This is a genomic window from Mesorhizobium sp. M7A.F.Ca.US.010.02.1.1 (genome assembly GCF_004023085.1).
Classification (GTDB): Bacteria; Pseudomonadota; Alphaproteobacteria; order Rhizobiales; family Rhizobiaceae; genus Mesorhizobium.
Map to the genome: position 1 here is coordinate 23,491 of NZ_RZRV01000016.1, position 25,918 is coordinate 49,408.

Annotated in this window: 20 protein-coding genes; 10 read left to right on the forward strand and 10 right to left on the reverse strand. The window is 63.5% G+C overall.

Features of this window, described 5'->3' with window-relative positions; all coding sequences use genetic code 11:
- Positions 1-19 precede the first annotated feature (19 nt).
- The 7 genes from EOA19_RS18175 to EOA19_RS18205 form a co-directional block, all read right to left on the reverse strand.
- Entirely contained in the window at positions 20-1,450 is a 1,431-nt protein-coding gene (locus tag EOA19_RS18175; RefSeq protein WP_245273256.1) for an aspartate aminotransferase family protein, read from the reverse strand.
- 104 nt (positions 1,451-1,554) lie between these two features.
- Positions 1,555-2,562 carry an NAD(P)-dependent oxidoreductase gene (locus tag EOA19_RS18180; RefSeq protein ID WP_128304388.1) on the reverse strand — a complete coding sequence of 336 codons (1,008 nt, stop codon included), beginning with the start codon at positions 2,560-2,562 and terminating at the stop codon, positions 1,555-1,557.
- Positions 2,559-3,008, reverse strand: a complete 450-nt coding sequence (locus tag EOA19_RS18185; protein WP_023812332.1) for an EamA family transporter — start codon at positions 3,006-3,008, stop codon at positions 2,559-2,561. Before EOA19_RS18185 ends, EOA19_RS18180 begins: the two co-directional genes overlap by 4 nt.
- 123 nt (positions 3,009-3,131) lie before the next feature.
- On the reverse strand, positions 3,132-4,484 hold the full coding sequence (locus EOA19_RS18190; RefSeq protein ID WP_023812333.1) for an FAD-binding oxidoreductase: 1,353 nt from the start codon (positions 4,482-4,484) through the stop codon (positions 3,132-3,134).
- A gap of 2 nt (positions 4,485-4,486) precedes the next feature.
- The gene (locus EOA19_RS18195) at positions 4,487-5,920 is read right to left on the reverse strand and encodes a UbiA family prenyltransferase (RefSeq protein ID WP_023812334.1); all 1,434 of its coding nucleotides are present in this window, start codon (positions 5,918-5,920) and stop codon (positions 4,487-4,489) included.
- 202 nt (positions 5,921-6,122) lie between these two features.
- Positions 6,123-6,386 (reverse strand): hypothetical protein, encoded by a 264-nt coding sequence (locus EOA19_RS18200; RefSeq protein WP_023812335.1) that lies wholly within the window; start codon positions 6,384-6,386, stop codon positions 6,123-6,125.
- 154 nt (positions 6,387-6,540) lie between these two features.
- Positions 6,541-9,027 (reverse strand): mechanosensitive ion channel family protein, encoded by a 2,487-nt coding sequence (locus tag EOA19_RS18205; RefSeq protein ID WP_128304389.1) that lies wholly within the window; start codon positions 9,025-9,027, stop codon positions 6,541-6,543.
- Positions 9,028-9,283: 256 nt separating this feature from the next.
- Between EOA19_RS18205 and EOA19_RS18210 the strand changes: the two genes are divergently transcribed.
- The 5 genes from EOA19_RS18210 to EOA19_RS18230 all read left to right on the forward strand — a co-directional run bounded on the left by EOA19_RS18210 (position 9,284) and on the right by EOA19_RS18230 (position 16,061).
- Entirely contained in the window at positions 9,284-10,543 is a 1,260-nt protein-coding gene (locus tag EOA19_RS18210) for a sarcosine oxidase subunit beta (protein ID WP_023812337.1), read from the forward strand.
- A gap of 17 nt (positions 10,544-10,560) precedes the next feature.
- Positions 10,561-10,875, forward strand: a complete 315-nt coding sequence (locus tag EOA19_RS18215; RefSeq protein ID WP_023812338.1) for a sarcosine oxidase subunit delta — start codon at positions 10,561-10,563, stop codon at positions 10,873-10,875.
- Positions 10,872-13,865: a sarcosine oxidase subunit alpha gene (locus EOA19_RS18220; protein WP_128304390.1), complete on the forward strand. Its 2,994-nt coding sequence runs from the start codon at positions 10,872-10,874 to the stop codon at positions 13,863-13,865. Before EOA19_RS18215 ends, EOA19_RS18220 begins: the two co-directional genes overlap by 4 nt.
- Positions 13,858-14,445 (forward strand): sarcosine oxidase subunit gamma, encoded by a 588-nt coding sequence (locus EOA19_RS18225; protein WP_128304391.1) that lies wholly within the window; start codon positions 13,858-13,860, stop codon positions 14,443-14,445. The genes EOA19_RS18220 and EOA19_RS18225 overlap by 8 nt, the downstream gene beginning before the upstream one ends.
- A gap of 173 nt (positions 14,446-14,618) precedes the next feature.
- Complete coding sequence (locus EOA19_RS18230; protein ID WP_128304392.1) at positions 14,619-16,061, forward strand: MFS transporter; 1,443 nt, start codon at positions 14,619-14,621, stop codon at positions 16,059-16,061.
- A gap of 30 nt (positions 16,062-16,091) precedes the next feature.
- On the opposite strand, the gene EOA19_RS18235 is transcribed toward EOA19_RS18230, so the two are convergent.
- Entirely contained in the window at positions 16,092-16,796 is a 705-nt protein-coding gene (locus tag EOA19_RS18235) for a nitroreductase (RefSeq protein ID WP_164892957.1), read from the reverse strand.
- A 225-nt stretch (positions 16,797-17,021) separates the two neighbouring features.
- Here EOA19_RS18235 and EOA19_RS18240 point away from each other — a divergent pair, with 225 nt between their 5' ends.
- The 5 genes from EOA19_RS18240 to EOA19_RS18260 are packed head-to-tail and all read left to right on the forward strand — an operon-like array spanning position 17,022 to position 24,561.
- Positions 17,022-17,564 carry an XRE family transcriptional regulator gene (locus EOA19_RS18240; protein ID WP_164892958.1) on the forward strand — a complete coding sequence of 181 codons (543 nt, stop codon included), beginning with the start codon at positions 17,022-17,024 and terminating at the stop codon, positions 17,562-17,564.
- Between the two features lie 20 nt (positions 17,565-17,584).
- Complete coding sequence (locus EOA19_RS18245) at positions 17,585-20,038, forward strand: FAD-dependent oxidoreductase (RefSeq protein ID WP_128304394.1); 2,454 nt, start codon at positions 17,585-17,587, stop codon at positions 20,036-20,038.
- Positions 20,035-20,940, forward strand: coding sequence for a homocysteine S-methyltransferase family protein (locus EOA19_RS18250; protein ID WP_128304395.1), 906 nt, complete (start codon positions 20,035-20,037; stop codon positions 20,938-20,940). The genes EOA19_RS18245 and EOA19_RS18250 overlap by 4 nt, the downstream gene beginning before the upstream one ends.
- A complete protein-coding gene (locus EOA19_RS18255; RefSeq protein WP_128304396.1) occupies positions 20,933-22,114 on the forward strand; it encodes a pyridoxal phosphate-dependent aminotransferase in 1,182 nt (393 codons plus the stop codon). The genes EOA19_RS18250 and EOA19_RS18255 overlap by 8 nt, the downstream gene beginning before the upstream one ends.
- Entirely contained in the window at positions 22,111-24,561 is a 2,451-nt protein-coding gene (locus EOA19_RS18260) for an FAD-dependent oxidoreductase (RefSeq protein WP_128304397.1), read from the forward strand. The genes EOA19_RS18255 and EOA19_RS18260 overlap by 4 nt, the downstream gene beginning before the upstream one ends.
- 101 nt (positions 24,562-24,662) lie before the next feature.
- On the opposite strand, the gene EOA19_RS18265 is transcribed toward EOA19_RS18260, so the two are convergent.
- Together EOA19_RS18265 and EOA19_RS18270 are read right to left on the reverse strand one after the other, a co-directional pair.
- Positions 24,663-25,250, reverse strand: coding sequence for an NAD(P)H-dependent oxidoreductase (locus EOA19_RS18265; protein WP_128304398.1), 588 nt, complete (start codon positions 25,248-25,250; stop codon positions 24,663-24,665).
- A complete protein-coding gene (locus tag EOA19_RS18270) occupies positions 25,250-25,831 on the reverse strand; it encodes an NAD(P)H-dependent oxidoreductase (RefSeq protein ID WP_128304399.1) in 582 nt (193 codons plus the stop codon). Before EOA19_RS18270 ends, EOA19_RS18265 begins: the two co-directional genes overlap by 1 nt.
- Positions 25,832-25,918: the final 87 nt, after the last annotated feature.

The following is a 25,918-nucleotide window of genomic DNA, read 5'->3' on the forward strand; positions in this document are numbered from 1 at the left end:
TTGTACCCAGCGAACTCGCTTAACGAACCTGGCTTTTGACGAAATCCTTGACGATCGACACGATGCCGCGCGACAGCAGGCTGTCGAAGGCGTCGACGAAGCGGTCGACATGCTCGCGCTGGCAGATCAGCGGCGGCTCGAGCCGGATGACGTTGCGGTTGTATTCGGTGAAGGCGACCAGCACATCGTAGTCGCGCAACAGCAGCGCCCCGATGAAGCCCGACAGCGAACCCTTCAGCTTGTCGTCGAGCACGCTGACGATCGGCCGCAACACCATCGGCAAGGTCTGCGAGAAGTCGTGGAACTCCAGGCCGATCATAAAACCCCTGCCGCGCACCTCCTTGATGATCTTCGGGTACTTTTCCCTGAGCGTCTGCAGGCGCTGCAGCAAATAGTCGCCGGTGATGGCGGCATTGTCGATCAGCCCTTCATCATAGAGTACATTGAGCCCCTCGATCGAGGTGACGCAGGCCTCGCCCATGCCGCCGAAGGTCGCCATGGCATGGATCATCGCCGTTTTCGGCGTGCCATAGGCCTTCATGTAGACCTCGCGCCGCGCGATCATCGCGCCGACCGCCGCCTTGCCGGCGCCAAGCGATTTGGCCAGCGCCGTCACATCGGGAATGACGCCGTAATGCTCGAAGGCATAGAAGCGGCCTGACCGGCCATAGCCGCACTGCACTTCGTCGGCGACCCACAACACGCCATACTGGTCGCACAGCGCCCTTAGCTTCTGCCAATATTCAGCAGGCGCCTGGATGATGCCGCCGCCGCCCTGGATGGTTTCCAGCACGATGACGCCGACCTCCGGGTCGGAACGGAACAGGCGCTCGACCGCCTCGATGTCGGCAAACGGGATGCGGACCGTGTTTTCGGCCACCTTGAAGTCGGCGCGGTAGAGCTGGCCGTCGGTGATGCCCAGCACGCCCTTGGTCTTGCCGTGGAAGGAATTCTCGGCATAGACGATCTTCGGTCGCTTCGGACCGGCGGCGCGCTCGGCGAGCTTAACCGCCGCTTCCATCGCCTCCGAGCCGGACGAACCCAGAAACACCATGTCGAGATCGCCGGGCGAGCATTTGGCGATGTTGTGCGCAAGTGCCGCCGCATATTGCGACATGAAGGCGATGGCGATTTCCTGGCGCTTCTCCTCCTGGAATTTCTTGCGTGCTTCCAGGATGCGCGGATGATTGTGGCCGAAGGCCAGCGATCCGAAACCACCGAAGAAGTCGAGGATCTTGCGGCCGTTCTGGTCGATGTAGAACATGCCTTCGGCACGCTCGATCTTGATCTTGTGGAAGCCGAGCAGCTTCATGAAGTGCAGCTGGCCGGGGTTGAGATGCGCCTTGAACAGGTCGGTCATGCGGGCGACGTCCATCGCCTTGGCCTGCTCGACGCTGATCAAATCGGGCTTGGCGATGGTCGCTGGCGACAGCGACGGCGCGCTGACCATGGTGCGCAAATTGGTCTGTTCGGGCTTGGCCATGACGGTCATTTCAATCTCCTGTCTGCACGCACGACCAGGATCGGGCGCAACGAAAGCTGTTTTGCGAGCCGCTATTCGGCGGGCACATGTTTGGTGGCGACTGCGTGGCCGGCTTTCTTTGCGCGGTACTCGCTATAGGCGGCGATCAGCATGTCCTCGTCGCGATATTGCGGCACCCAGCCGAGCTGGCGCCCGGCCTTGGACACGTCGAGCACGCAGTCCTCGTCGGCGATCAGATACTGTTCCGGGTCCATGATCGGCATGTTGAAGAGGTCGAGCAGGTCGAGCGTGCGCTTGACCGCCCAGCCCGGTGTCGGGATCAGGATCGATTTCGAGCCGGCATGCCGGATCAAATCGCCGAGCAATTTCTTGACCGGCGGCGGGTTGAGCGAACCCAGATTATAGGCCTCATTAGGCACACCGGCCTTCCAGGCCGCGCGCGCGGCCTCGGCGCAGTCGAACACCGAGATGAACTGATAGGGGTTCCTGCCCGAACCGATCATCGGCACGGGAAGGTTCCAGTCGATCAGCTTGAACAGCTTTTCCAGGATGCCGAGCCGGCCTGGGCCGATGATCAGGCGCGGGCGAAACAGCGAGATCGACATGCCGCGCTTGCGCCATTCGGCCGCCAACTCCTCTGTCTTCTGCTTCGACCAGCCATATTCGCCCAGCGGCGCCACCGGGTGCTCCTCGGTCATCGGCTGCGTGACCGTGTGGCCGTAGATCATGTCGGTCGTGTAGTGGACGAGTTTTGTCGCACCGGCTCTGTCCATGGCCTGCATGATGTGCTCGGTGCCGTGGAAATTCACCGGGAAAAAGAAATCGTGCCGCTTGGCCCGCACCTGGATCGGCGACAGCATCTTGGCCGACAAATTGTAGACCATATCATCGGCCTTCAGCCCGACCGCCGCGACCGACGCCGGATCGGTGACGTCGCATTGGATAAAGCGGACGGTGCGGTACTGCGGCAGGTCGCTCTTGACGACGTCGGCGACGACAACCTCTTCACCATCGGCCACAAGCTTCGGAGCAAGGTGGCGGCCGACGAAACCGTCACCGCCGAAAATCACATGTCTCATCGAATGATCTCGTTTGCTTGGATCTTGTCGGGCATGATGGAAGCGGTCTGGTCCTCATGCCCTTGCTTACCCAAATCCCGGCCACTTTGCGCGATCAGCACCGTGCCGACGCAGATGAAGGCGATGCCGGCGATCCGCCAGCCATTGAGGTCCTCGCGGAAGACGAAATAAGCGAAGATGGCGACGGCAACATAGGCGAGGCTGAGGAACGGATAAGCGAAGGAGAGCTCGACCTTGGACAGCACATAGAGATGCGAGGCCATCGAGATGACGAAGGTGCAGAGGCCAAGGAACACCCAGGGGCTGAAAACGATCTGCAACAGCTTGACGAGCGGATTGACGCCCTCGAACGAGATCGGCCCGAGCGACATCATGCCTTGCTTCAGCATCAGCTGTGCGGCGGCATTGGTCATGACCGTAAAGAGAATGAAGACGATGTATTTCATGTGTTCCGAGCCACCCCTTCATGCTTCCTATTACAAACCAGCAAACATTTCGTGAAGCCACAAGAATGTTTTGAGTGAATCATGGATTTAACGATCGATAACCAAGAATTACTCAAGTTATATCTATTCCGCTGCCTCGGCTACGCAGCGCCGCGTGTCGAGCTTCCTTGCCGTCCGCGCCCAGAAACTCGATAGGAAGGCGGGATCGCGAAGCAACTCCAGCCGCGGCCATTCGGGAAAGGACGAAGCGAAGATGTCTGCGCCCATACGAGCATCCTTGTAGGGATTGACGGCGCCGCCTGCCTCGACGGTGATGCGATCGAGTTCCCGCAACAAGGCCAGCGTCGCAGCCCCCCTGTTGGGGAAATCCAGCGTCAGCGTGTAGCCGGGACGCGGGAACGACAGCAGCGCCGGCGAGCGGATGGAGCCGAAGCGTTTCAATACGGTGAGGAACGAGCCCTGCCCGGCTTGCCTTGCAGCCGCAAGCAATGCCGGCACGGCCTCGCGCGCCGCCGCTTCCGGCACCACGCTCTGGTGTTGGAAAAGCCCTTTCGGCCCATAAAGCCGGTTCCAGTCGCGCACGCCGTCGAGCGGGAAGAAGAAGCCCTGGTAGCCAACCTGGCGCGGCGCCGTCGACCGCCCCTTCTTCCACCTGTAGGCGGCGTTGAAGGCGGTCAGGAACGGCCGGTTGAGCACATTGAACGGCGGCTGGACCGGCACCGAGAGATTGCCACCGGCGCGCGAGGCGGCATGCGAGCCGTGCTCGGCATGATTGCCTGTAAACAGCAACCCGCGACCGCTATTGCGGCCGCCGGCAAGTTGGTCGATCCAGGCGACCGCATATTCATTGGCCTGATCGGCCGCCTCGGCCAAACCGAAGAACTCGTCGAGATCGCGAAACGGCGTCGCCTTTTCGACGATGTCGAGCGAATGAACCCGCATCAACCGGATCGAGGCAGACAGGATGAGACCGGTCAGCCCCATGCCGCCGATCGTCGCCGCAAACAGGCGCGCATTGTCTGCTGCCGAGCAGCGATAGGTCCTTCCGTCGGACCTGAGCAGCGTGAAGCTCTCGACATGGCAGCCGAAGGTGCCGCGCCGGTGATGGTTCTTGCCATGCACGTCATTGGCGATGGCGCCGCCGAGCGTGACGAATTGCGTGCCTGGCACAACCGCCGGAAAGAAGCCGTAAGGGGCGGCGTGGGCGATGATGTCGGACAACAGCACGCCGGCATCCGCCTCGAGAACACCGGTTTCGGCGTTGAAGGCGTGGATGCGGTTCAGCGATCGCATATCGACGACCGCTCCGGCCTCGTTCTGGCAGGAATCGCCGTAGGAGCGGCCATTGCCATAGGCAAGCAGCGACGCCGGCTTGGCCCGACCGCCCTTCAGCAGCGCGATCGCCTCATCGGCCCCGATGGCGCGCGGCGCCGGCGGTGTGGCAAGGCCAAAGCTTGGGAAACGTCCGGCGGCCATGCCTACCAGCCCCCGATGACCAGCATCACCGCACCGATCAGCACCACGATCTGGCTGCGCCAGTCGCGGATGATGAACACGACCGGATCGTCATGCATCTCGTTGCGGCGCGCCAGGATCCAGACGCGCATGGTGAGATAAAGCACGATCGGCGCCAGCGGCCAGATCAGCCATGGATGCGGATAGAGCTCCCGCACCGCGACACTGTCCATGTAGAGCGCCAGCACCAGCGCCGAGGAGAAGGCCGAGGCCATGCCGGCCTGGGCGACGATCTCCTGGTCTTCGGTGCGATAGCCGCGGCCGGCAATGCGCTCGCCAGGCGGAATGGCGGTGGTGCGCAATTCGACGAAGCGCTTCACCAGCGCCAGCGACAGGAAGAAGAAGATAGAGAAGGCCAGCAGCCAGAACGAGACGTCGACGCCGGTCGCCGCCGCACCGGCCAGGACGCGGATCGTGTAGAGGCCGGCGAGCGTCAGCACATCGACCAGCAGCATGCGCTTGAACGACAGCGAATAGGCCGTGGTGACGACCATGTAGCCGCCAAGCACAGCCAGAAATTCGTGCGACAAGAACAGCCCGGTGCCGAAGCCGATCGCCAAAAGCATCGCAATCGCGCCAAGTCCGAACGGGATGGACAGCGCACCGCTGGCGAACGGCCTGTTGCGCTTGGTGAGGTGTTTGCGGTCGAGCGCGAGGTCAAAGAAATCGTTGAGGATGTAGATGGCCGATGCCACCGCACTGAACGAGACGAATGCCAGCAGGCATTGCCAGATCATGTCGGTGTTGAAATATTCGTGCGAGAGCACCATCGGCACTGCGATCAGCGAATTCTTCAGCCACTGATGGACACGCAGCATCTTGACGATGGTCCGCAAAGTCGGCTTCGGCGCCGGCATCGTCTCGGCGCCATGTGCCGCCTGCCAGCGCGCGGCATGGCGGTCGGGCGCGACGACGATCGCGTTGCGCGCTGCATCAAAGACTTGGAGATCGTGACGGCTGTTGCCGGCATAGTCGAAACCGCCATCACCATAGGCTGCGATCAGCGAAGCGCGCTTCCTGCCCGAGGTGAGATTGGCGAGACCATCGGTGGCCAGCACCTGGTCGAAAATGCCGAGATGGACCGCGATGGCATCGGCGAACTTGCGCGGCGTGCCGGTCGCCAGCACGATCTTGCGGCCTTCGGCATGCTCGGTCCGGAGGCGGCAAAGCAGCACCTCGCGATAGGGCAGCGATGCCGGATCGATGTCGATGCGCTGCGCGATTGCCTGCTTCAGCCGCGCCGGTCCGCCGGCGGCCCAGAAAGGCACGAGGAAGATATAGAGCGGGTTCTTCTTGAGAAGGATGAACAGCCCTTCCCACAACAGGTCGGTCGCGATCAGCGTGCCGTCGAGATCGACCGCAAGCGGTATTGCGTTCCTGTCCGACCGCGCATCCATGTCCTACCCTGCCCGCGTAGAGTTGCGCGCCGCTTTTCGGCGTCTTGAGGCTGGTATAGCGGGCGATGACGTAGCGAACGTTAAAACGCACGGTTGCAGACGGCTGCCATGGGGGTATTTCCGGCGTCATTGTTAAACAACCGCTACCGGAAACGATAAAAGGCCGGGCAAATTCCCGGCCTCCGCAATCGTGACGCCAGGATTACTTGATGCGGGCGACACCGCCCGAAATCTCGACGGTTTCCGAACCGGTCAGGGCTTCGAGGTCGCCATTGGGCAAGGTGACGAAGCAGCCATTCGGGCAGAACTCAACCGTTTCGCCACCGGCCAACGCAAGGTCGGTCTTGCTGCCGCCCTCGGTGACGACCAGCGTTCGGGTCTCGGCGTCCTTGTTGACCGCGCTCGCGGCATGGACCGAGCCGATAGCGGCGACCAGGGCGACGGCAGCGACGAGAGACTTCCACATGGTGCAATATCGGTGTTCCCACCGCCTCTGTTGCATTTCGCAAGGCATTTTCGCCTTTGCATGGAGCTTATATGAGATGGAAGCTGAACCGCAACTGAATGCCCCATTCATGCCGCAATCGGCTTTCGATGGTTGAGACCCACCGATTCCCAGCCTAGTCCGGATCTGGCTTCCTGGTTTTGCGGGACTTGACTAGTCGCTTCTTCTCCGCCTCGGCTTCGGCCTTCACCTGCTCCTGTTCGGCGAAGTCGGCCTCGATCTTGTCGTCGTCTGTCGGCCAGGCCTTGGGCTTGTGGGCCTCGACCACGGCGCGTGGCGTCGAGGGCATCTCGATGTGTTCGCTGCTGAATTTTTCAAGCACGGCAAAACGGATGTCGTTCTGCGCGATGTTGCCGTTCATCACATCGGCCAGGAACACGCGGATCTCGAGTTCCAGGGCGGCAGGGCCGAAATTGGAAAACAGCACGAAGGGTTCGGGGTTCTTCAGCACCATCGGGTGGCTGCGGGCGATCTCCAGCAGGACGGCATGAACCTGCTTGACGTCGCTGCCATAGGCGACGCCGACCTTGATGTCGATGCGGCCGAGCTTGTTGCGGTGCGTCCAGTTGCCGACGGCATTGTTGATCAGGTTCGAGTTGGGCAGGATCACCGATTGCCGCTGGAAGGTTTCGATCTCGGTGGCGCGCACGCTGATCTTCTTGACTGTGCCGCTGACATCGCCGGCAACGATCCAGTCGCCCACCTTGAACGGCCGTTCGGCCAACAGGATCAGGCCGGAAACGAAATTAGACACCACGTTCTGCAGGCCAAAGCCGATACCGAGGGAAAGAGCGCCGGCGACCAGCGCCAGGCTGGACAGGTCGATGCCCGCCGCCGAGATGCCGACCAGTGCCGCGAGCGCGACGCCGGCATAGCCGACCGCCAGCCGGATCGAGTTGCGCACGCCGGTATCGACCTTGCCACGCGCCATCACGGAACCGTCGAGCCAGCCCTGGAACCAGCGTGTCAGGAAATAGCCTATGACGAAGACGACGATGCCGGAGAGGATGCCGGTGACCGAGATCGTCACCGAGCCGATGTTGATCCCGGTTGCGAGCTTGTAGGCCCAGGCCTGGATATCGCCGGGCTGGAAACCCCACATCAGCAGGATCAACGGCAGGAACACCAGCACGATCATCACATTGATGGCAACGCTGACGACAAGGCCGAGCTGGTCGAGGGCTGTATCCTCGTAGCTGGATTTGGCCGACAGCCAGCGCCCGACGGTCGTGTTGGCGAAAGCACCCTCCTCGCCGATCGCCTGCGCCGACAGGAAGCCGATATAGGCGGTGATCAGCACGGTGCCGGTAACGACGACCTGCAACGAAACGAACAGAGCAAGGCCGATGTAACCGAGCAGCGCCGCGACGATGGTGAAAAGACCGAGCGCAAGCGCCGTATAGCGCAGCCATGCCGGCCAAGGCCGCCAGCTTCCGTCACGCGCCTTGAACGGCCTCAGCATCGCCATCAGGATCAGGATGACGCCGACGATGATGGTGGCGCCGAAACTGCGGGCGATGGTCAGCGACAGCGGCGAGCCCATTTTGTCGTTGATGACCGACAGGAAATAATTGACGCCGATGACCACGGCCATGGCGGTCGTCAGCCGCACCAGCCAGCGCGCCGGACCTGTCTCGACGGGGATAAGGCGCCAATTCGGCAGCCGCGGCTCGAGCGCCGCATTGGTCAATCGGTTGACGCAGAACACCACCCCGATGACGGCCGCGAGCGCATTCAGGAAGAGGCCGATGTCGCCACGCAACACATTGTAATAGTTGAAAAAGAACACCGTGGAGGCCAAGAACACGCCAACCGCCAGCGTCGGCAGCAAGGTCGACCAGAAGGCCACCGACAAGCGGCTGAGATAGGATGGATCCTCATTGGCAGGGTCGGCTTCGAACACGCGCCCGAACAGGCGCCGGCCACCGACCAGCAGCACCAGCGCCAGCCCGAGCGCCACGAAGGTTGCCGCCAGAATGGCCTGGAACTTGAACTTGAAAGCGAAGCTTAGCCATGACGACACCGCTTTGTAGAAATTGCCGAATTCGTCCCTGGCGTCCGAAAAGACCTGCGGGCTGAGCGCGTCGGACAGCACATAGCGCTTGGTGAGCACATTGCGGAACAGCTCGCTGCGCATGTTGCCGATCTTGTCGATCAGCCCGCTGATGCGGATCGAAAGCGATTGGGCTTGCGCAATGACGGCATTGATCTCCGCCTTTTCCGACACCAGCGCCTCGCGTTCGCCGCTGACGATGTCGGGCTCCGGCGGCTGACCCGCGGCAGGTGCCGCGCCAAGCTGCTCAAGACGGCTGTTGATCTCGCCAAGACGCGTACGGAAGGCCAGTGCGCTGTTCAGCGATTGCCGCGACAGCTCCTCGAGTTGCAAGCGGATATCGACAAGGCTGCTATCCTCCTCGCCGTCCTGCTGTATCTGCTTCTCGAAATTGTCGGTCTTGGTCGTCAGCGCCTGGATGATCTTCTGCTGGTCGGCGACCAGTCCGGCAGGCGCCTGGCCAAGCCCCTGTGCCACCGCATCGAACGACAGCGGCGCCGAGACGACAAGCGTGAGGATCAAAATGAGACGAAGCAATCGGAAAAGCATGATTTGTTGGCGACTCATCGGCGGCGAAGGCAATTTGAAAGCCTGTCCTTGATAAAGACGGCCCTATCATGGGGCAAGCCGTCGCATCGCGGACTCATCCGATCATTGACCTCACTGATCCTGACTCTCATTGAGCCCAGACCCCATTGATCCCCTGACCGATGCGTCGGCCAGTCGAAAGGCGATGGCGCAATATTGGCTTTGCCGGTGCGGCCTGCTCTATAGTCTGCCGCATCGCCCGAACCGGATGACATCAATGGCAGAGTACTCGGCCTTTTCGCTGCTCGCGAACGCGCTCAAGGGAAACAAGGATTGGAAGCCGGCATGGCGCAAGCCGGACCCGAAGGCGTCCTATGACGTCATCATCATCGGCGGCGGCGGTCATGGGCTGGCGACCGCCTATTATCTTGCCAAGGAACACGGCATCACCAATGTCGCCGTTGTGGAAAAGGGCTGGCTCGGCTCCGGCAATGTCGGCCGCAACACAACGGCGGTGCGCTCGAACTATCTGCTGCCGGCCAACACCCGCTTCTACGAACACTCGATGAAGCTGTGGGAAAACCTTTCGCACGAGCTCAACTACAATGTCATGTTCTCGCAGCGCGGCTGCCTGAACCTGGCGCACACGCCGGCCCAGTTCGACGACTATGCAAGACGCGGCAATGCCATGCGCCATCTCGGCGTCGATGCCGAACTGATGACGAAGGCTGAGATCAAACGTCTGATTCCGGCGCTCGACATCTCCGACAGCGCGCGCTTTCCGGTGGTTGGCGGCCTGATGCAGCGACGCGCCGGCACCGCCCGCCATGATGCGGTGGCCTGGGGCTATGCGCGCGGCGCCGACCGTCGCGGCGTCGACATCATCGAAAACTGCGAGGTCACCGGCTTCCTGCGCGACGGCGACCGCATTTCAGGCGTGACGACGTCCCGTGGCGACATCCGCGCCAGGAAGGTGGCCGTTGCGGTCGCCGGCAGCACCGGGCGTGTCATGCAGCTTGCCGGTATCGAGACAATGCCGATCGAGAGCCATGTGCTGCAGGCCTTCGTCACCGAATCGCTGAAACCCTTCATCGACACGGTCGTCACCTTCGGCATGGGCCATTTCTACATGTCGCAGTCGGACAAGGGCGGCCTCATCTATGGCGGCGACATCGACGGCTACAACAGCTACGCCCAGCGCGGCAATTTGCCCGTCGTCGACGAGGTGATGAGCGAAATGCTGGCGCTGTTTCCGGGCCTTGCGCGCGTGCGCATGCTGCGCTCCTGGGGCGGTGTTTGCGACATGTCGATGGACGGCTCGCCGATCATCACCACCGGCCCCCTGCCCGGCATGTATCTCAACTGCGGCTGGTGCTATGGCGGCTTCAAGGCGACGCCGGCTTCCGGCTGGTGCTTCGCCTGGACCATCGCCAAGGACCAGCCGCACGATCTCAACGCCCCCTTCACCCTCGACCGCTTCCACCGCGGCCTGGTGATCGACGACAAGGGCCAGGGTGCAAACCCGCGGCTGCATTAGGCATTAGGTAGAGTTCAATGTTGATCACTTGCCCCTATTGCGGCCCGCGCGACGTCATCGAGTTCACCTATCAGGGTGACGGCAACCGTGAGCGCCCCGACCCCGCCTCGCAGAATTTCGAGGCGTGGAACGCCTATGTCTATGACAGGCTGAACCCGGCCGGGGATCACAACGAGATCTGGCAGCATTCCGGCGGTTGCCGCACGCATCTGCGCGTCGTGCGCAACACGCTGACGCATGAGATTTCCAGCGTTGCTTTTGTGCGCGGTGATCATCAAGGGCGCGGCGATCATGGCTCCGCCGCGCGCCGCAAGGCGGAGGACAAGTCATGAGCCCGCGCCGCACCGACACCGGCGGCCGCATCGACCGGCTGAAAACCATCCGCTTCACCTTCGATGGCGCGGCCTACACCGGCCATGCCGGCGACACGCTGGCGTCAGCCCTGCTGGCCAAGGGCGTCACGCTTTACGGACGTTCGTTCAAATACCACCGCCCGCGCGGCCTGCTCACAGCCGGCGTCGAGGAACCCAACGCGCTGGTGACGGTGCTGAAGGGCGAGGTTCGTGAACCCAACATCCCAGCGACCATGGTCGAGATCCATGACGGCCTGGTTGCCATCAGCCAGAACCGCTTTCCCTCGCTTGCCTGGGACATCAACGCCGTCAACCAGCTCGGCGGCAAGATCCTGTCGGCCGGGTTCTACTACAAGACCTTCATGGGACCGGTGTTCGGTCCGCTCAAAGGCACGCGCTTCTGGATGTTCTGCGAACACTTCATCCGTCGCGCCGCCGGCCTCGGCAGCGCCGGATCGGCAAAGGACCCGGCCCGCTACGAACGCATGAACGCCTTTTGCGACGTGCTGGTGGTCGGCTCCGGCCCCGCCGGCCTGATGGCCGCCAAGGCTGCCGCCGATCAGGGCGCCCGCGTCATGCTGGCCGATCTCGAGCCGCGTTTCGGCGGTTCGGCCAACTGGTCCGATGAAACGATCGACGGCGCGCCTGCCGCCGATTGGGCCCGTCGCACGGTCGCCCAGCTCGAAGGCCGAGACAATGTCCGCCTTTTGCCGCGCACCACGGTCTGGGGTTACTACGACAACAACACGCTTGCCGCGCTCGAACGGGTCAGCGACCATAAGGATCAGCCAGGCAAGGGCGAGCCGCGCCATCGCTATTGGGCGATCCGCGCCAAATCCGTGGTCCTGGCCACTGGTGCGTTCGAGCGGCCGCTGGTCTTCCCCGGCAATGACAGGCCCGGTGTGATGCTGGCGCATGCCGCCGAGCGCTACGCCAACGAATTCGGCGTGCTGCCGGGCGAGCGGATCGCACTGTTCACCAACAATGACAGCGCCTATCGGGCGGCGGTCGCCTTGAAGAAGGCCGGTGCCGCGGTCGTCGCCATCGCCGATGTCAGGCCGGAACTTTCGCCGGAGATGCGCAAGCTGGCCGCGGAAGCCGAGGCCGAGATCTTCGCTGGCCATGCCGTCGTCGCCACCGAAGGCGGCAAGGCGCTGTCCGGCCTCAAACTGCAGCGCTTCGACATGACCAACGGCACGCTCATCGGTGATGCACGCAGCATCCATGCCGATTGCCTGCTGATGTCGGGCGGCTGGTCGCCGACCATCCATCTGGCCAGCCAGGCCGGTGCCAAGGCGGAATGGAACGCCGCCCGGCAAGCCTTTCTGCCGCCAAAGCCGACACAGAGCTGGATTGGCGCCGGCGCCTTCACCGGCAGTTTTTCGACGCTCGAAGCGCTCGCCGAAGGACGCGCCGCCGGCCTCGCCGCCGCCGGCGGGCAGAGCACTCCGTCCATGCTGCCGACCGTCGAAGCAGTGCCCGGCGATCCCGATCCGGCGCCGGTGTTCGAGATCAGGGCCAAGGGCAAGAGTTTTGTCGATTTCCAGCACGACGTCACGGCCGAGGACGTGCGGCTGGCCCACCGCGAGGGCTTCGTCTCGGTCGAGCATCTGAAGCGCTACACCACGCTCGGCATGGCGACCGACCAGGGCAAGAGTTCCAACGTGCCTGGCCTCGCCATCATGGCCGAAGCGCTGGGCAAGCCGATCCCCGAGGTCGGCACGACGCGCTTCCGGCCGCCCTTTGCGCCGGTGTCGATCGGCTCGCTGGCGGCGGAGCGCTTCGGCGACCTGAAGCCAGAGCGGCTGACGCCGATGCATGACTGGCATCTCGCCAATGGCGCGACGATGTATTCCGCCGGCCTCTGGTATCGACCGATGATCTACGGCCATGCCGGTGAGACGGTCGAACAGGCCTATGTGCGCGAAGCCAAGACGACGCGCGAAAGCGCCGGCATCGTCGATGTCTCGACACTGGGGAAGATTGCCGTGCAAGGCCCCGACGCCGCCGCATTCCTCGACCGCGTCTACACCAACATGTTTTCGACGCTGGCCGTCGGCAAGGCTCGTTACGGATTGATGCTGCGCGAGGACGGCCTCGCCTTCGACGATGGTACCACCTGGCGGCTCGGCGAGCAGGATTTCCTGATGACCACCACCACGGCCAACGCCGGCAAGGTGATGCAGCATCTAGAGTATTTCCTCGACGTGATCTGGCCGGAGTTGAAGGTCCACGTCACCTCGGTGACCGACGAATGGGCAGGTGCAGCGATCGGCGGGCCGAAGGCCAGGCAGATCCTCGCCTCTTGTGTCGCCGGCACATCGGTCGACAATGCCACCCTGCCCTTCATGGGCATCGTGCGCGGCGAGATATCAGGCGTGCCGGTGATGATCTGCCGGCTGTCCTTCTCCGGCGAAATGGCGTTCGAGGTCTATTCCGGCGCCGGCCACGGCACCCATGTCTGGGGAGCGCTGATCGAGGCCGGCAAGCCGTTCGGGCTGGTCACCTACGGGCTCGAGGCGCTGGGCACGATGCGCATCGAGAAGGGCCATGTCACCGGTGCCGAGATCGACGGCCGCACCACGGCGCGCGACCTGCATCTCGACTGGATGCTGTCCAAGAAGAAGCCGTTCATCGGCTCGGCGATGATGGACCGCGAAGGCCTGATCGCGTCGGACCGGCTGGAACTGGTCGGCCTGATCGCCCTCGACAACCGGCCACTCAACGGCGGCGCGCACATCGTCGAAGAGGTTGACGAGGCCAATCCGCACGGCTCGATCGGCCACATCACCGCCTGCTGCTACTCGCCGGCGCTCGGCAAGCATATCGCGCTGGCGCTGGTCAAGGGCGGCAAGGCGCGGCGCGGCACACGCGCCCACGTCTCCGATCCCTTGCGCAACCGGTTCGGACCGGTCGAGATCGTCTCCAACCACTTCTACGATCCCGAAGGGACCCGCATGCATGGTTGAGCGCCAATCACCGCTTGAACCGGAATTTCACGTCGGCTCGCACGGCAATTTCGAGCATGGCGTCGAGATCATCCTGACCGAGACACGGCCGGGCTCGATCGTGCAACTCGCCGCCTGGCCGGGCGAAGAGAAGAAGCTGATATCAGCCATCCGCACCGTCGCCGGGCTGGCTCTGCCCGATGGCGCCGGCGGGGGCCTGAGCGATGGCGTGAAGTCGGTGTTCGGCTTCGCACCGGGAAAATTCACCGTCGCCGACGAGGCCGAAGGTCTGGCCACGGCCTTTGCCAAGGTGGTGACCCCGGCCATCGGCACGGTCACCGACCTGTCGCATGGCCGCACCGCCATCCGCATCGCCGGGCCGAAGGCCGAATGGGTGCTGGCGAAATTCTTCGCCATCGACTTTTCGCTGCCGGCCTTTCCGGTTGGCGCCGGCCGTTCGACCACCCATCACGATGTCTTCGCCCAAATCCAGCGCACCGGCGCCGACCAGTTCGACATCTACGTCTTCCGCTCCTTCGCGCGCTCGTTCTGGAAGGCGCTCTGTCACGCCAGCGAGGAAGTCGGCTACGAGGTGCAGTAGTCGGCGCGGCCGAACGGCCGCATCGCTTCTGCTTCTGGCATCAACGCCAGCCGGTTCTGCCGCTAGAGAATCGCGCCGCGGACGCCCATGGTGGGGAAAGTGGCAGCCCAACCGGCCCAAGGGATAGAAATCCCGTCTCAGAGTCGGCACATTCGTTTGGTTCGAACATCTCCATGACCGCAGAACTATCCGCCGGCGCCACGGATCGCGCCGATGTGCAGGCCAGAGCCTTGCTCCTGCTGCCGCTGACGGTCGCCTGCGGTGTGTTCATGACCAGCCTCGACCAGAACGTCGTGGTCACGGCGCTGCCCGGCATCGGCGAAAGCCTCGGCCGTCCGCCCAGCCAGCTCGGTCTCTTGATCACGGTCTATGTCGCCAGCCTGATCATCTCGATGCCGCTTGGCGGCTGGGCCGCCGACCGCTTCGGCCTGCGCAACGTCTACTGCTTTGCCTTGCTGGTGTTCGCCGCCTCGTCGGCGCTCTGCGGACTGTCTGATAACATCTGGATGTTGGTCGGCGCGCGTGCGCTGCAAGGCTTCGGCGGCGCCTTGATGGGCACGCTCGGCCAGGTCGTCATCCTGTCGACCTTTCCGCGCAGCCGCACGCTCAAGATCAACATGTATATCTCGCTGGCCGGTCAGTCCGGACCGCTGGTCGGCCCGCTCGTCGGCGGCGCGCTGACCACCTACATTTCCTGGCGCTGGATCTTCTTCATCAATGTGCCGTTCGCGCTGGCGGCGGCAGTTCTTGCCGCCTCGTTGTTTCCGACGATGACCAAGCCGGTGCGGACGCCGTTCGACTTTCCGGGCTTCCTGCTGGTCGGCAGCGGCATGGTGCTGCTGGTCTTCGGCATGGATTCGCTGGCCGCCAAGGATGCCGCCGGCGGCATCATCGCCGGCGAACTGGCGCTGGCGCTCGTCATCCTGACCATCGCCTCGTTCTACTGCCTGCGCGTGCGCAATCCGCTGCTCGACCTCAAGCTCTTGCGCATCCGCACCTTCCGCATTTCGTTCCTGACCGGTGGCGGGCTGGACACGATCGGCCTCAGCTCCGTCGTCTTCCTGCTGCCGCTGATGTTCCAACTCGGCTTCGGCATGAGCGCGGTGCAGGCGGGGTCGCTGACCTTCGTCGCCGCGGTCGGCTCGGTGGCGATGCGCTTCTTCATGCCGCGCGTCCTCAACCGCTTCGGCTTCCGCCGCGTGCTGGTGTTCAACACGCCGATCGTCGCCCTTTTGGTCGCCGGTTTCGCTCTGATGCAGGCGACCACGCCCGTGTGGATCGTGCTGGCCTACATCTTCGTCTTCGGCGTTTTCCGTTCCGCGCAATGGGCGTCGACCGGCAACCTCGCCTACTCCGACATCGCGCCCGAGCAGCTCGCCCGCTTCAGCGCGCTTTACTACATTCTGTGGCAGCTGGCGGTGGCGATCAGCGTCGGCCTCGCCGCCGCGGCGCTATCGTTTCTGGCCGGAGGCGGGCCAGCCGTCGCCGACGACTTCCGCATCCTGTTCGTGATCGAGGGCGTCATCACGCTCTGCGCGTTGCTCGCCTATCTCAAGCTGACGCCGCAGGACGGCGCCCATGTCAGCGGCCACGGCGCCCAGATGAGTACCGAATAGTGCATGTCGGCCGACTGGCCAGGGCAGCCGCTATTCGCTGAACTTCACCCAGTCTTCCAGCGGCACGCGGTCGGTGCGGAAGGTGTTTTCAGGTTTTGACGTGTCTTCATGGCCAAGTGCCATACCGCAGACGACGATCTCTTCGTCGGGAATGTCGAGTACCGGCCGGATCTGCCGGTGATAAGGCGCGAAGGCCGCCTGCGGACAGGTGTGCAGACCCCTGCCTCTAGCTGCGACCATGATGTTCTGCAGGAACATGCCGTAGTCGATCCACGAGCCCTGGTTGAGCCGGCGGTCAATGGTGAAGATCATGCCGACCGGCGCGTCGAAGAAGACGAAGTTGCGGTCGTGCTGGGCGCGCATCTTGTCGACCTCGCGGCGACCAATGCCGAGCGCGCCATAGAGGCCGAAACCGTTGGCGCGGCGGCGGGTCAGATACGGCTCGAAGAACTGGGTGGGATAATACCGGTACTCGTCCCAATCGGCTTTTTCGGCGCGAATGCCGGAATTGAGAATGGCGTCTGATATCCGCTGCTTGCTCTCGCCCTTGGTGACATAGACTTTCCATGGCTGCATGTTGGTGCCGGATGGGGCGCGCGCCGCAACCGCCAGAATGGCGCGGATGGTGTCGTCGTCGACCATGTCGGGCAGGAATGCGCGCACCGAACGGCGCGACAGGATCGCCTCGTCGACAATCTCGGCATCGCCCGCGATTCGGGGGTTATTTTCCAGCATGGGCCGTCCCTTACCCTTTGTCTCGATCGGACGTCCCCACTCGCCGCTCTCGGCGGAGCCTTTGCATGAACCGTCAAAATCGCGCAAGCAAATCTTGTGCATCCGTGAAAATCTGCTTGATTTTTTCATGAGCTTGATTTCTCATGAAATTTGACGGTATTTTTTCATGAAGAGAGCGTTTTGCCTTCGACTACCGCAAGAACATTGCAGGGACCTGACGAACGCGTGCTGGCCGGCGACATCAGGGCCCTGCGCAAGGCGCGCGGGCTGACACTCGCCGAGATCGGCCTGAATCTTGGCCGTTCCGTCGGCTGGGTCAGCCAGGTCGAACGCGGCCTGTCGACGCCATCGCTCGGTGACCTCAGGGCCTTCGCCGAACTGTTCGGCGTGCCGATCAGCCTGTTCTTCAGCCATGACGTACCTGTCGAAAGCGAGCGCGGCGTGGTCGTGCGCGCCGGCAGGCGCCGCACGCTTGGCACAAGCGAATCCGGCTTGGTGGAGGAGCTTCTGTCGCCCGATCTCGGCGGTAGCTTCGAGATGGTGCGTTCGGTCTTCGCGCCAGGCGCGGAACTGAAGGCCGAGGCGCAGCGGCCGACCGAGGAGGCCGGATACGTCGCGTCCGGACTGTTCGACATCGAGATAGCGGGTGTCTGGCATCGGCTTGGCGAAGGCGACTCCTTTCGCTTCGAAGGCAAGCCTTACCGCTGGCGCAATCCGGGTGCCGAGCCGGCAATTGTCATCTGGGTGGTTTCACCACCCGTCTATTGAGTTCAAGTTTGGAGAAGAACATGGCGGGTTTGCCGAGCACGGCGCGCGTGGTGATCATCGGAGGCGGTGCCGTCGGTACCTCCTCGCTCTACCATCTCGCCAAGGCGGGCTGGACCGACTGCGTGCTCTTGGAAAAGAACGAGCTGACTTCGGGCTCGACCTGGCATGCCGCTGGCAACGTGCCGACTTTCTCCTCGTCCTGGTCGCTGATGAACATGCAGCGCTATTCGACCGAGCTTTATCGCGGGCTGGCCGACGCGGTCGACTATCCCATGAACTATCACGTCACCGGCTCGCTGCGCCTTGCCCACACGAAAGAGCGCATGCAGGAATTTCAGCGCGCCAAGGGCATGGGCCTCTACCAGGGCATGGACATCGACATTGTCGGTGTCGACGAGATCCAGCGTCGCTATCCCTTCATCGAGACGCATGATTTGAAAGGCGCGCTCTACGACCCGAGCGACGGCGACATCGATCCGGCGCAGCTCACCCAGGCGCTGGCCAAGGGTGCGCGCGACATGGGCGCGAAGATCATCCGCTTCTGCCCGGTCACAGGCGTGCGCCGTGAGAACGACGAGTGGGTGGTCGAGACGGCACAAGGTGAGATCCGCTGCGAGATCGTCGTCAATGCCGCCGGCTACCGGGCCGCCGAAGTCGGCCGGATGTTCGGCCGCGACGTGCCGATGATGGTGATGAGCCATCAGTACATTTTGTTCGAGGAGATTCCCGAACTGGCGGCATGGTCGAAGGAACAGGGGAAGAAACTGCCGCTGCTGCGCGACGTCGACACCTCCTACTATCTTCGCCAGGAGAAGAACGGCATGAATCTCGGCCCCTATGAGCGCAATTGCCGCGCGCATTGGGCCAGCCACAACGACCCGATGCCGGAGGATTTTTCCTTCCAGCTGTTCCCCGACGATCTCGACCGGCTCGAACATTATCTGGCCGACGCCGTCGCCCGCGTGCCGATCCTGGGCACCGCCGGCCTGTCCAAGGTCATCAACGGGCCGATCCCCTACACGCCGGACGGCAATCCGCTGATCGGCCCGATGCCCGGCGTTCCCAATGCCTTCGAGGCCTGCGTCTTCACCTTCGGCATTGCCCAGGGTGGCGGCGCCGGCAAGGTGCTGGCCGAATGGGTGACAGAGGGCCAGACCGAATGGGACATGTGGTCGTGCGACCCGCGCCGCTTCACCTCCTTTGCCTCGGCGCCGGACTATTGCGTCGCCAAGGGCATGGAGATCTACGGCAACGAGTATGCCATCCAGTTCCCGCGCCATGCCTGGCCGGAAGGGCGCGACCGCAAGCTGTCGCCGATCCATGATCGCATCAAGGCGCTCGGCGGCCGCTTCGACGCTTACAATGGCTGGGAGCGGGCCACCTGGTACGCACAAGACGGCGATGACATTTCCGAGGAAGCCACGCTGACCTTCCGCCGCGACGGACCGTGGCATCATCGCGTGCGCGAGGAATGCCTGGCCGTGCGCGACGCCGCCGGCATTTTGGACCTGCCCGGCTTCTCGCGCTTCAACCTCGAAGGCCCGGGTGCCGCCGAATGGCTGAGCCTGCAGGTCACTGGGCTGGTGCCGAAGCCAGGCCGCATCGGCCTGGCCTATTTCGCCGACGACAAGGGCCGCATCGTCACCGAAATGTCCGTGGTGCGCCACGATGATAACCTGATGACGCTGATCACCGCGGCGGTCGCGCAATGGCATGATTTCGAGTGGCTGAAATCGCGCATGCCTGAAGATGCGACCTTCAAGCTGATCGATCGGACCGAGGAATTCTCGACCCAGATCCTGGCGGGCCCGAACTCGCGAAAAATTCTCGCTGATGTCTGCGAAGCCGACCTCACTCTGCCATGGCTGACGCATCAGGAAACCAAGATCGCCGGCCGCTGGGCGAAGCTTGTGCGCGTGTCCTTCGCCGGCGAACTCGGCTGGGAAATCCACACCAGGATCGACGACACCGCCGCCATCTTCGATGCCATCTGCGCGGCGGGACAACAGCATGGGCTGAAGCCGTTCGGCATGTATGCGCTGGATTCACTCAGGCTCGAAAAAGGCTACCGCACCTGGAAGGGCGACCTGTCGACCGACTATTCGATCCTGCAGGGCGGGTTGGAGCGCTTCGTCAAATGGGACAAGCCCGACTTCCGCGGCAAGGCAGCACTCCAGAACGAAAAGCAGCAAGGCGTGAAGAAGCGTTTCGTCACACTGGTGGTGGAAAACCCCGGCGATTGCGACGCTCCGTCAGTTTCTACACTCTGGCACGACGGCAAGATCGTCGGCGAGACGACGTCGGGCGGCTGGGGTCACCGGGTCGACAAATCGATCGCACTCGGCATGCTGCGCGCCGACCTAGCCGAACCAGGTACATCAGTCGAGGTCGAAATCTTCGGTGACCGCTTTCAGGCGATCGTGCAGAAGGATGAACCGCTGTGGGATCCGAAGAACGAAAGGCTGCGCGCATGAAGAAAATCATCCTCACCGATGGCGGGATGGGCCAGGAACTGGTCCGCCGCAGCAAGTCCGAGCCGACGCCGCTATGGTCGGCCAGGGTGCTGATCGACGAACCGGATCTGGTGCGCGACCTGCACGCGGAATTCATCCGTGCCGGCGCCCGCGTGATCACCATCAACACCTATTCTGCGACACCCGAACGCCTGGCGCGCGAGGGCGCGGAAGACCTCTTCAAGCCATTGCAGAAGCGCGGCATCGAATTGGCCAGGCAGGCCCGCGACGAAGCCGGCGATGCGGCCATCGCCGGCTGCCTGTCGCCGCTTTTCGGCAGCTATGCACCGGCGCTGACCATTTCCTTCGAGGAGACGCTCGATATCTACCGCCGCATCGTTGCCGAGCAGGCCGAGGGCGTCGACCTGTTCCTGTGTGAAACCATGGCGTCGGCGGACGAAGCCCGCGCGGCGGTCACCGCGGCATCGGAAAGCGGCAAGCCGGTATGGGTGTCGTGGACGCTGGCCGACCACGGCAAGCCACGGCTGCGCAGCGGCGAGACAATAGCCGCCGCGGCAGGCGCGCTCGATGGCGTGGCAGTCGCCGCGCGGCTGGTCAATTGCTGCCGGCCGGAAGCAATCGCCGCGGCTTTGCCTGAACTGATCGACCTCGGCGGCCCGGTCGGCGCCTACGCCAATGGCTTCACTTCAACCGAAGCACTCAAGCACGGCGGCACCGTCGATGTGCTGCACGCCCGTCACGACCTTGGCCCGGATGCCTATGCCGACCAGGCGATCGGCTGGGTCGAGGCTGGGGCAAGCATCGTTGGCGGCTGCTGCGAAGTCGGACCGCCGCACATCGCCGCCCTGCGCGACCGGCTCGAACAGGCCGGCTACGAAATTTCGGGAGTTTTGCATGCCTAGACCATCATCGCGTATTTCCGGCATCGTGCCTTCGGGCAAGGACGGCTGGGAAGTCCATTTCGCCGCCTGGACGCGCAAGGAGGCCGGCGAAGACATCATCATGCTGTCGGTCGGCGACCATGATTTCGACACGCCTTCGCAGACCATCGAAGCCTGTGTGACCGCGGTTCGCGGCAGCAATCATCACTACACCCCGCTTCCCGGCTTGCCGCGCCTGCGCAGGGCGATGGCGGCGGCCTCGACCGCCTGCACCGGCGTCGAGACGTCGCCGGATCAGGTGATCGCCACACCGGGTGGCCAGGCCGCACTCTACGCCGCCGTGCAGGGCGTGCTCGACCAGGGCGATCACGCCATCGTCGTGGCGCCCTATTATGCCACCTATCCCAACACGTTCAGCGCCGCAGGCGCTGATTTCACCGTCGTTGAGACACCGGCCGAGGATGGCTTCCAGCCGCGTGCCGACATGATCCGCGCGGCAATCCGGCCGAACACGCGCGCCATCCTGATCAACACGCCGAACAATCCGACAGGTGCTGTCTATTCGCGCGAGCGGCTGGAGCAGTTGGCAGAAGTCTGCCGGGAGCACGACCTCTGGCTGCTGTCGGACGAAGTCTACTGGACGCTGGGCGGTGGCGAGCACGTCTCGCCGCGCTCGCTGCCAGGGATGGCCGAGCGGACGCTGGTCATCAATTCGATGTCCAAGAGCCACGGCATGACCGGCTGGCGCATGGGCTGGCTGACGGGACCGGAGGAGATGATCACGCTCATGATCAATCTCAATCTGGTGACGACCTACGGCCTGCCGGCCTTCATCTCGATCGCTTGTTCCGAGGCGCTGGAGAACCGTTACGGTGTCAAGGAGATCGCCGAACGTTACGCGGCACGCCGCACCGTCTTGCTCGACGCCGTGCGGGGCATGAACGATGTCACCGTGCGCGGTTCGGAGGGCGGCATGTATGTCATGCTCGACATCTCGGCCGTCGAACCGGACGACGAGAAATTCGCCTGGGCCCTGCTCGACAGCGAAAAGGTTGGCGTCATGCCCGGCTCCAGCTTCGGCGAAGCGGCCGCCGGCCACATTCGCATCAGCCTCTGCCAGCCCGAACCCGTGCTGCAGGAAGCTGCACTTCGTCTGCGCCGCTTTGCTTCCAGCTACCGTCGCGAGGCAGCATGACCGCCAAGGCAATTCCCGCCAAAGCAAGAGCGGTCATCATCGGCGGCGGCGTTTCCGGCTGTTCGGTCGCCTATCACCTGGCCAAGCTCGGCTGGACTGACATCGTGCTTCTCGAACGCAAACAGCTGACGTCGGGCACGACATGGCACGCCGCCGGCCTGATCGGCCAGTTGCGCGGTTCGCAGAACATGACACGGCTGGCCAAATATTCCGCCGATCTCTACGTCAAGCTGGAAGCCGAGACCGAGGTCGGCACCGGCATGCGCCAGGTCGGTTCGATTACCGTGGCGCTGACCGAGGAGCGCAAGCACGAGATCTACAGGCAAGCGTCGCTGGCGCGTGCCTTCGATGTCGACGTGCGTGAGATTTCGCCCAGGGAAGTCAGCGAGATGTACCCGCATCTCAATGTTTCCGATGTCGTCGGTGCCGTGCATCTGCCGCTCGACGGCCAATGCGACCCCGCCAACATCGCCATGGCCCTGGCCAAGGGCGCGCGCCAGCGCGGCGCCACCATCGTCGAGAATGTGAAGGTCACCAAGGTCCATACCAAGGCCGGCCGCGTCAGCGGCGTGTCCTGGGCACAGGGCGAAGACCAAGGCACGATCGAAGCCGACATCGTCGTCAACTGCGCCGGCATGTGGGCGCGCGAACTGGGAGCGCAGAACGGCGTCACCATCCCGCTGCATGCCTGCGAGCATTTTTACCTCGTCACCGAACCGATCCCCGGCCTCACCCGTCTGCCGGTGCTGCGGGTGCCGGACGAGTGCGCCTACTACAAGGAGGACGCCGGCAAGATGATGCTGGGCGCCTTCGAGCCGGTGGCAAAACCCTGGGGCATGGACGGCATAAGCGAGGATTTCTGCTTCGACCAGTTGCCGGAGGACATGGAGCATTTCGAGCCGATCCTCGAAATGGGCGTCAACCGCATGCCGATGCTGGCAACCGCCGGCATCCACACCTTCTTCAACGGTCCTGAGAGTTTTACGCCCGACGACCGCTACTATCTCGGCGAGGCGCCGGAGCTGTCCGGCTACTGGATGGCGACCGGCTACAACTCGATCGGCATCGTCTCCTCCGGCGGCGCCGGCATGGCGCTGGCGCAGTGGATCAATGACGGCGAAGCCCCGTTCGACCTGTGGGAAGTCGACATCCGCCGCGCCCAGCCGTTCCAGAAGAACCGCCGCTATTTGAAGGAACGCGTCTCGGAAACGCTCGGCCTGCTCTATGCCGACCATTTCCCTTATCGGCAGATGGCGACTTCGAGGAATGTCAGGCGTTCGCCGCTGCACGAGCATCTGAAGGTGCGCGGCGCCGTGTTCGGCGAAGTCGCCGGCTGGGAGCGCGCCAACTGGTTCGCTCGCGAGGGCCAGGAGCGCGAATACCGCTATTCCTGGAAGCGCCAGAACTGGTTCGACAACCAGCGCGAAGAACACCTCGCGGTCAGGAACGGCGTCGGCCTGTTCGACATGACCTCGTTCGGGAAGATCCGTGTCGAGGGCCGCGACGCCTGCGCTTTCCTGCAAAGACTGTGCGCCAACGACATGGACGTCGCGCCGGGCAAGATCGTCTACACCCAGATGCTCAACCAGCGCGGCGGCATCGAGAGCGACCTGACGGTTTCGCGGCTGTCGGAAACGGCTTTCTTCCTCGTCGTCCCCGGCGCCACGCTGCAGCGCGACCTCGCTTGGCTGAGAAAACACATCACCGACGAATTCGTCGTCCTCACCGATGTGACGGCGGCTGAAAGCGTGCTCTGCCTGATGGGACCAGATGCACGAAAACTGATCCAGAAGGTCAGTCCCAACGATTTCTCCAACGAAACCAATCCGTTCGGCACGTTCCAGGAGATCGAGATCGGCATGGGCCTGGCCCGCGCCCATCGTGTCACCTATGTCGGCGAACTCGGTTGGGAGCTCTATGTCTCGACCGATCAGGCGGCCCATGTCTTCGAGGCGATCGATGAGGCCGACGCCGAAGTCGGCCTGAAACTCTGCGGCCTGCACACGCTGGATTCCTGCCGCATCGAAAAGGCTTTTCGGCATTTCGGCCACGACATCACCGATGAGGACAATGTGCTGGAAGCCGGCCTTGGCTTCGCTGTGAAGACGGCCAAGGGCGATTTCATCGGCCGCGATGCCGTGCTGCGCAAGAGGGAAGCCGGGCTGAACCGCAGGCTGGTCCAGTTCCGGCTGAAGGATCCAGAGCCCCTGCTCTTCCACAACGAGGCGATCCTGCGCGACGGCAAGATCGTCGGCCCGATCACCTCTGGCAATTACGGCCATCATCTCGGCGGCGCGGTTGGGCTAGGCTATGTGCCATCCGAGGGCGAGAGCGAAGCGGATGTGCTGGCTTCATCCTACGAAATCGAGATCGCCGGCGAGCGCTTTGCGGCGGAAGCCTCGCTGAAGCCGATGTACGATCCGAAATCGGAGCGGACAAGGATGTAGCGCCTCTTACCCTCCCCCTTGTGGGGAGGGTCGGCTCGCGGTCGGAGCGGAGCGGAGATTGCGGGACGGGGTGGGGATAGCGCCCTACGAGACCCCGCTTCTCAGAACCGCTCCAGCTTCGCTCGCACCTTGGCCAGAAACGCAGCCCGTGTCTGCTGCGTCGACGCATCCATCAAATAATGCGCCAGGAAAAAGGTCCGGCAGCGCGTCGCGCACAGGGCTCGCATGCCGCGCAAAAGGGTCTTGCGTCCCGGCTGGCCGACGACGACGCTCCACCAGGTCGGCGCGCCGCAGGTGGTGATGACGCCGACCCTGGTCACATGCGTCATCAGTGACTTGATCCGTCCCTTGCCCGCAGGCAGCTTGAAGGCAACGTCCGTCGCCCACACCCGGTCGAGCCAGCCCTTCAGCATTGCCGGCAGCCCGTACCACCAGGTGGGATAGACGAACAGGATTGCTTCGGCCCAGTTGAGCAGCTCGAAATGCGGCTTCAGCGCCGGGTCCTGCGGCGCCTGGTCATTGTAGGAGCGTCGCTCGTCGCAACCCATCACCGGGTCGAACTTCTCGGCATAGAGGTCGAGCAGCCGCACCTCCCAGCCTCGTCGCATCAGCACGTCGATGGCGGTGTCGCGAATTGCCGCACAGAAGCTGTCCGGCACCGGATGGCAGTAGACCACCAGCGCGCGCATCAGAAGGCATCCATGCGTGCCGCGACCTTGGCCATGAAGGTCTTGCGCGTGCTGTCGGTCGACAGATTCATCGAATAATGTGCAAGATAGCTCACCGGTGCGCCCGGTTTGACGGTGGCGCGCAGCATGCGCTTGATCAGTTTGCGCGGCGGATCACCCATCAGCATGGCGCGGAACCGGCTGCCGCCATAGGTAGTCACCGCGGCAACCTTGCGTACGTTGTGCAGCGACGGCTGCGCCTTGCCGTCGACCAATTTGAACGACACGCCGGGCAGGAAGACGCGATCGAAAAAGCCTTTCAGGATCGCTGGAAAGCCGTAGTTCCAGACCGGATAGGAAAGCACCAGCGCATCGGCTCGCAGCAGGCGTTCGACATAAGGTGCGGCAGCGTCAGCGGCGCCGCGCGGATTGTGGTAGCCCAGCCTTTCCTGCCGCGTCATCCGCGGATCGAAATCCTCCGCGTAGAGGTCGCAGTCATCGACCGTATGGCCCGCCGCCGTCAACCGCTCTACGATCATGCGGTGCAGGCCGGCATTGAAGCTAGTCTCGACCGGATGGGCGTAAAGGACGAGGATGTTCACAGGGGAATATCCGCAAGGTCAGTGCGAGGCACCCCCCTCTGCCCTGCCGGGCATCTCCCCCGCAAGGGGGGAGATCGGACTGCCGTA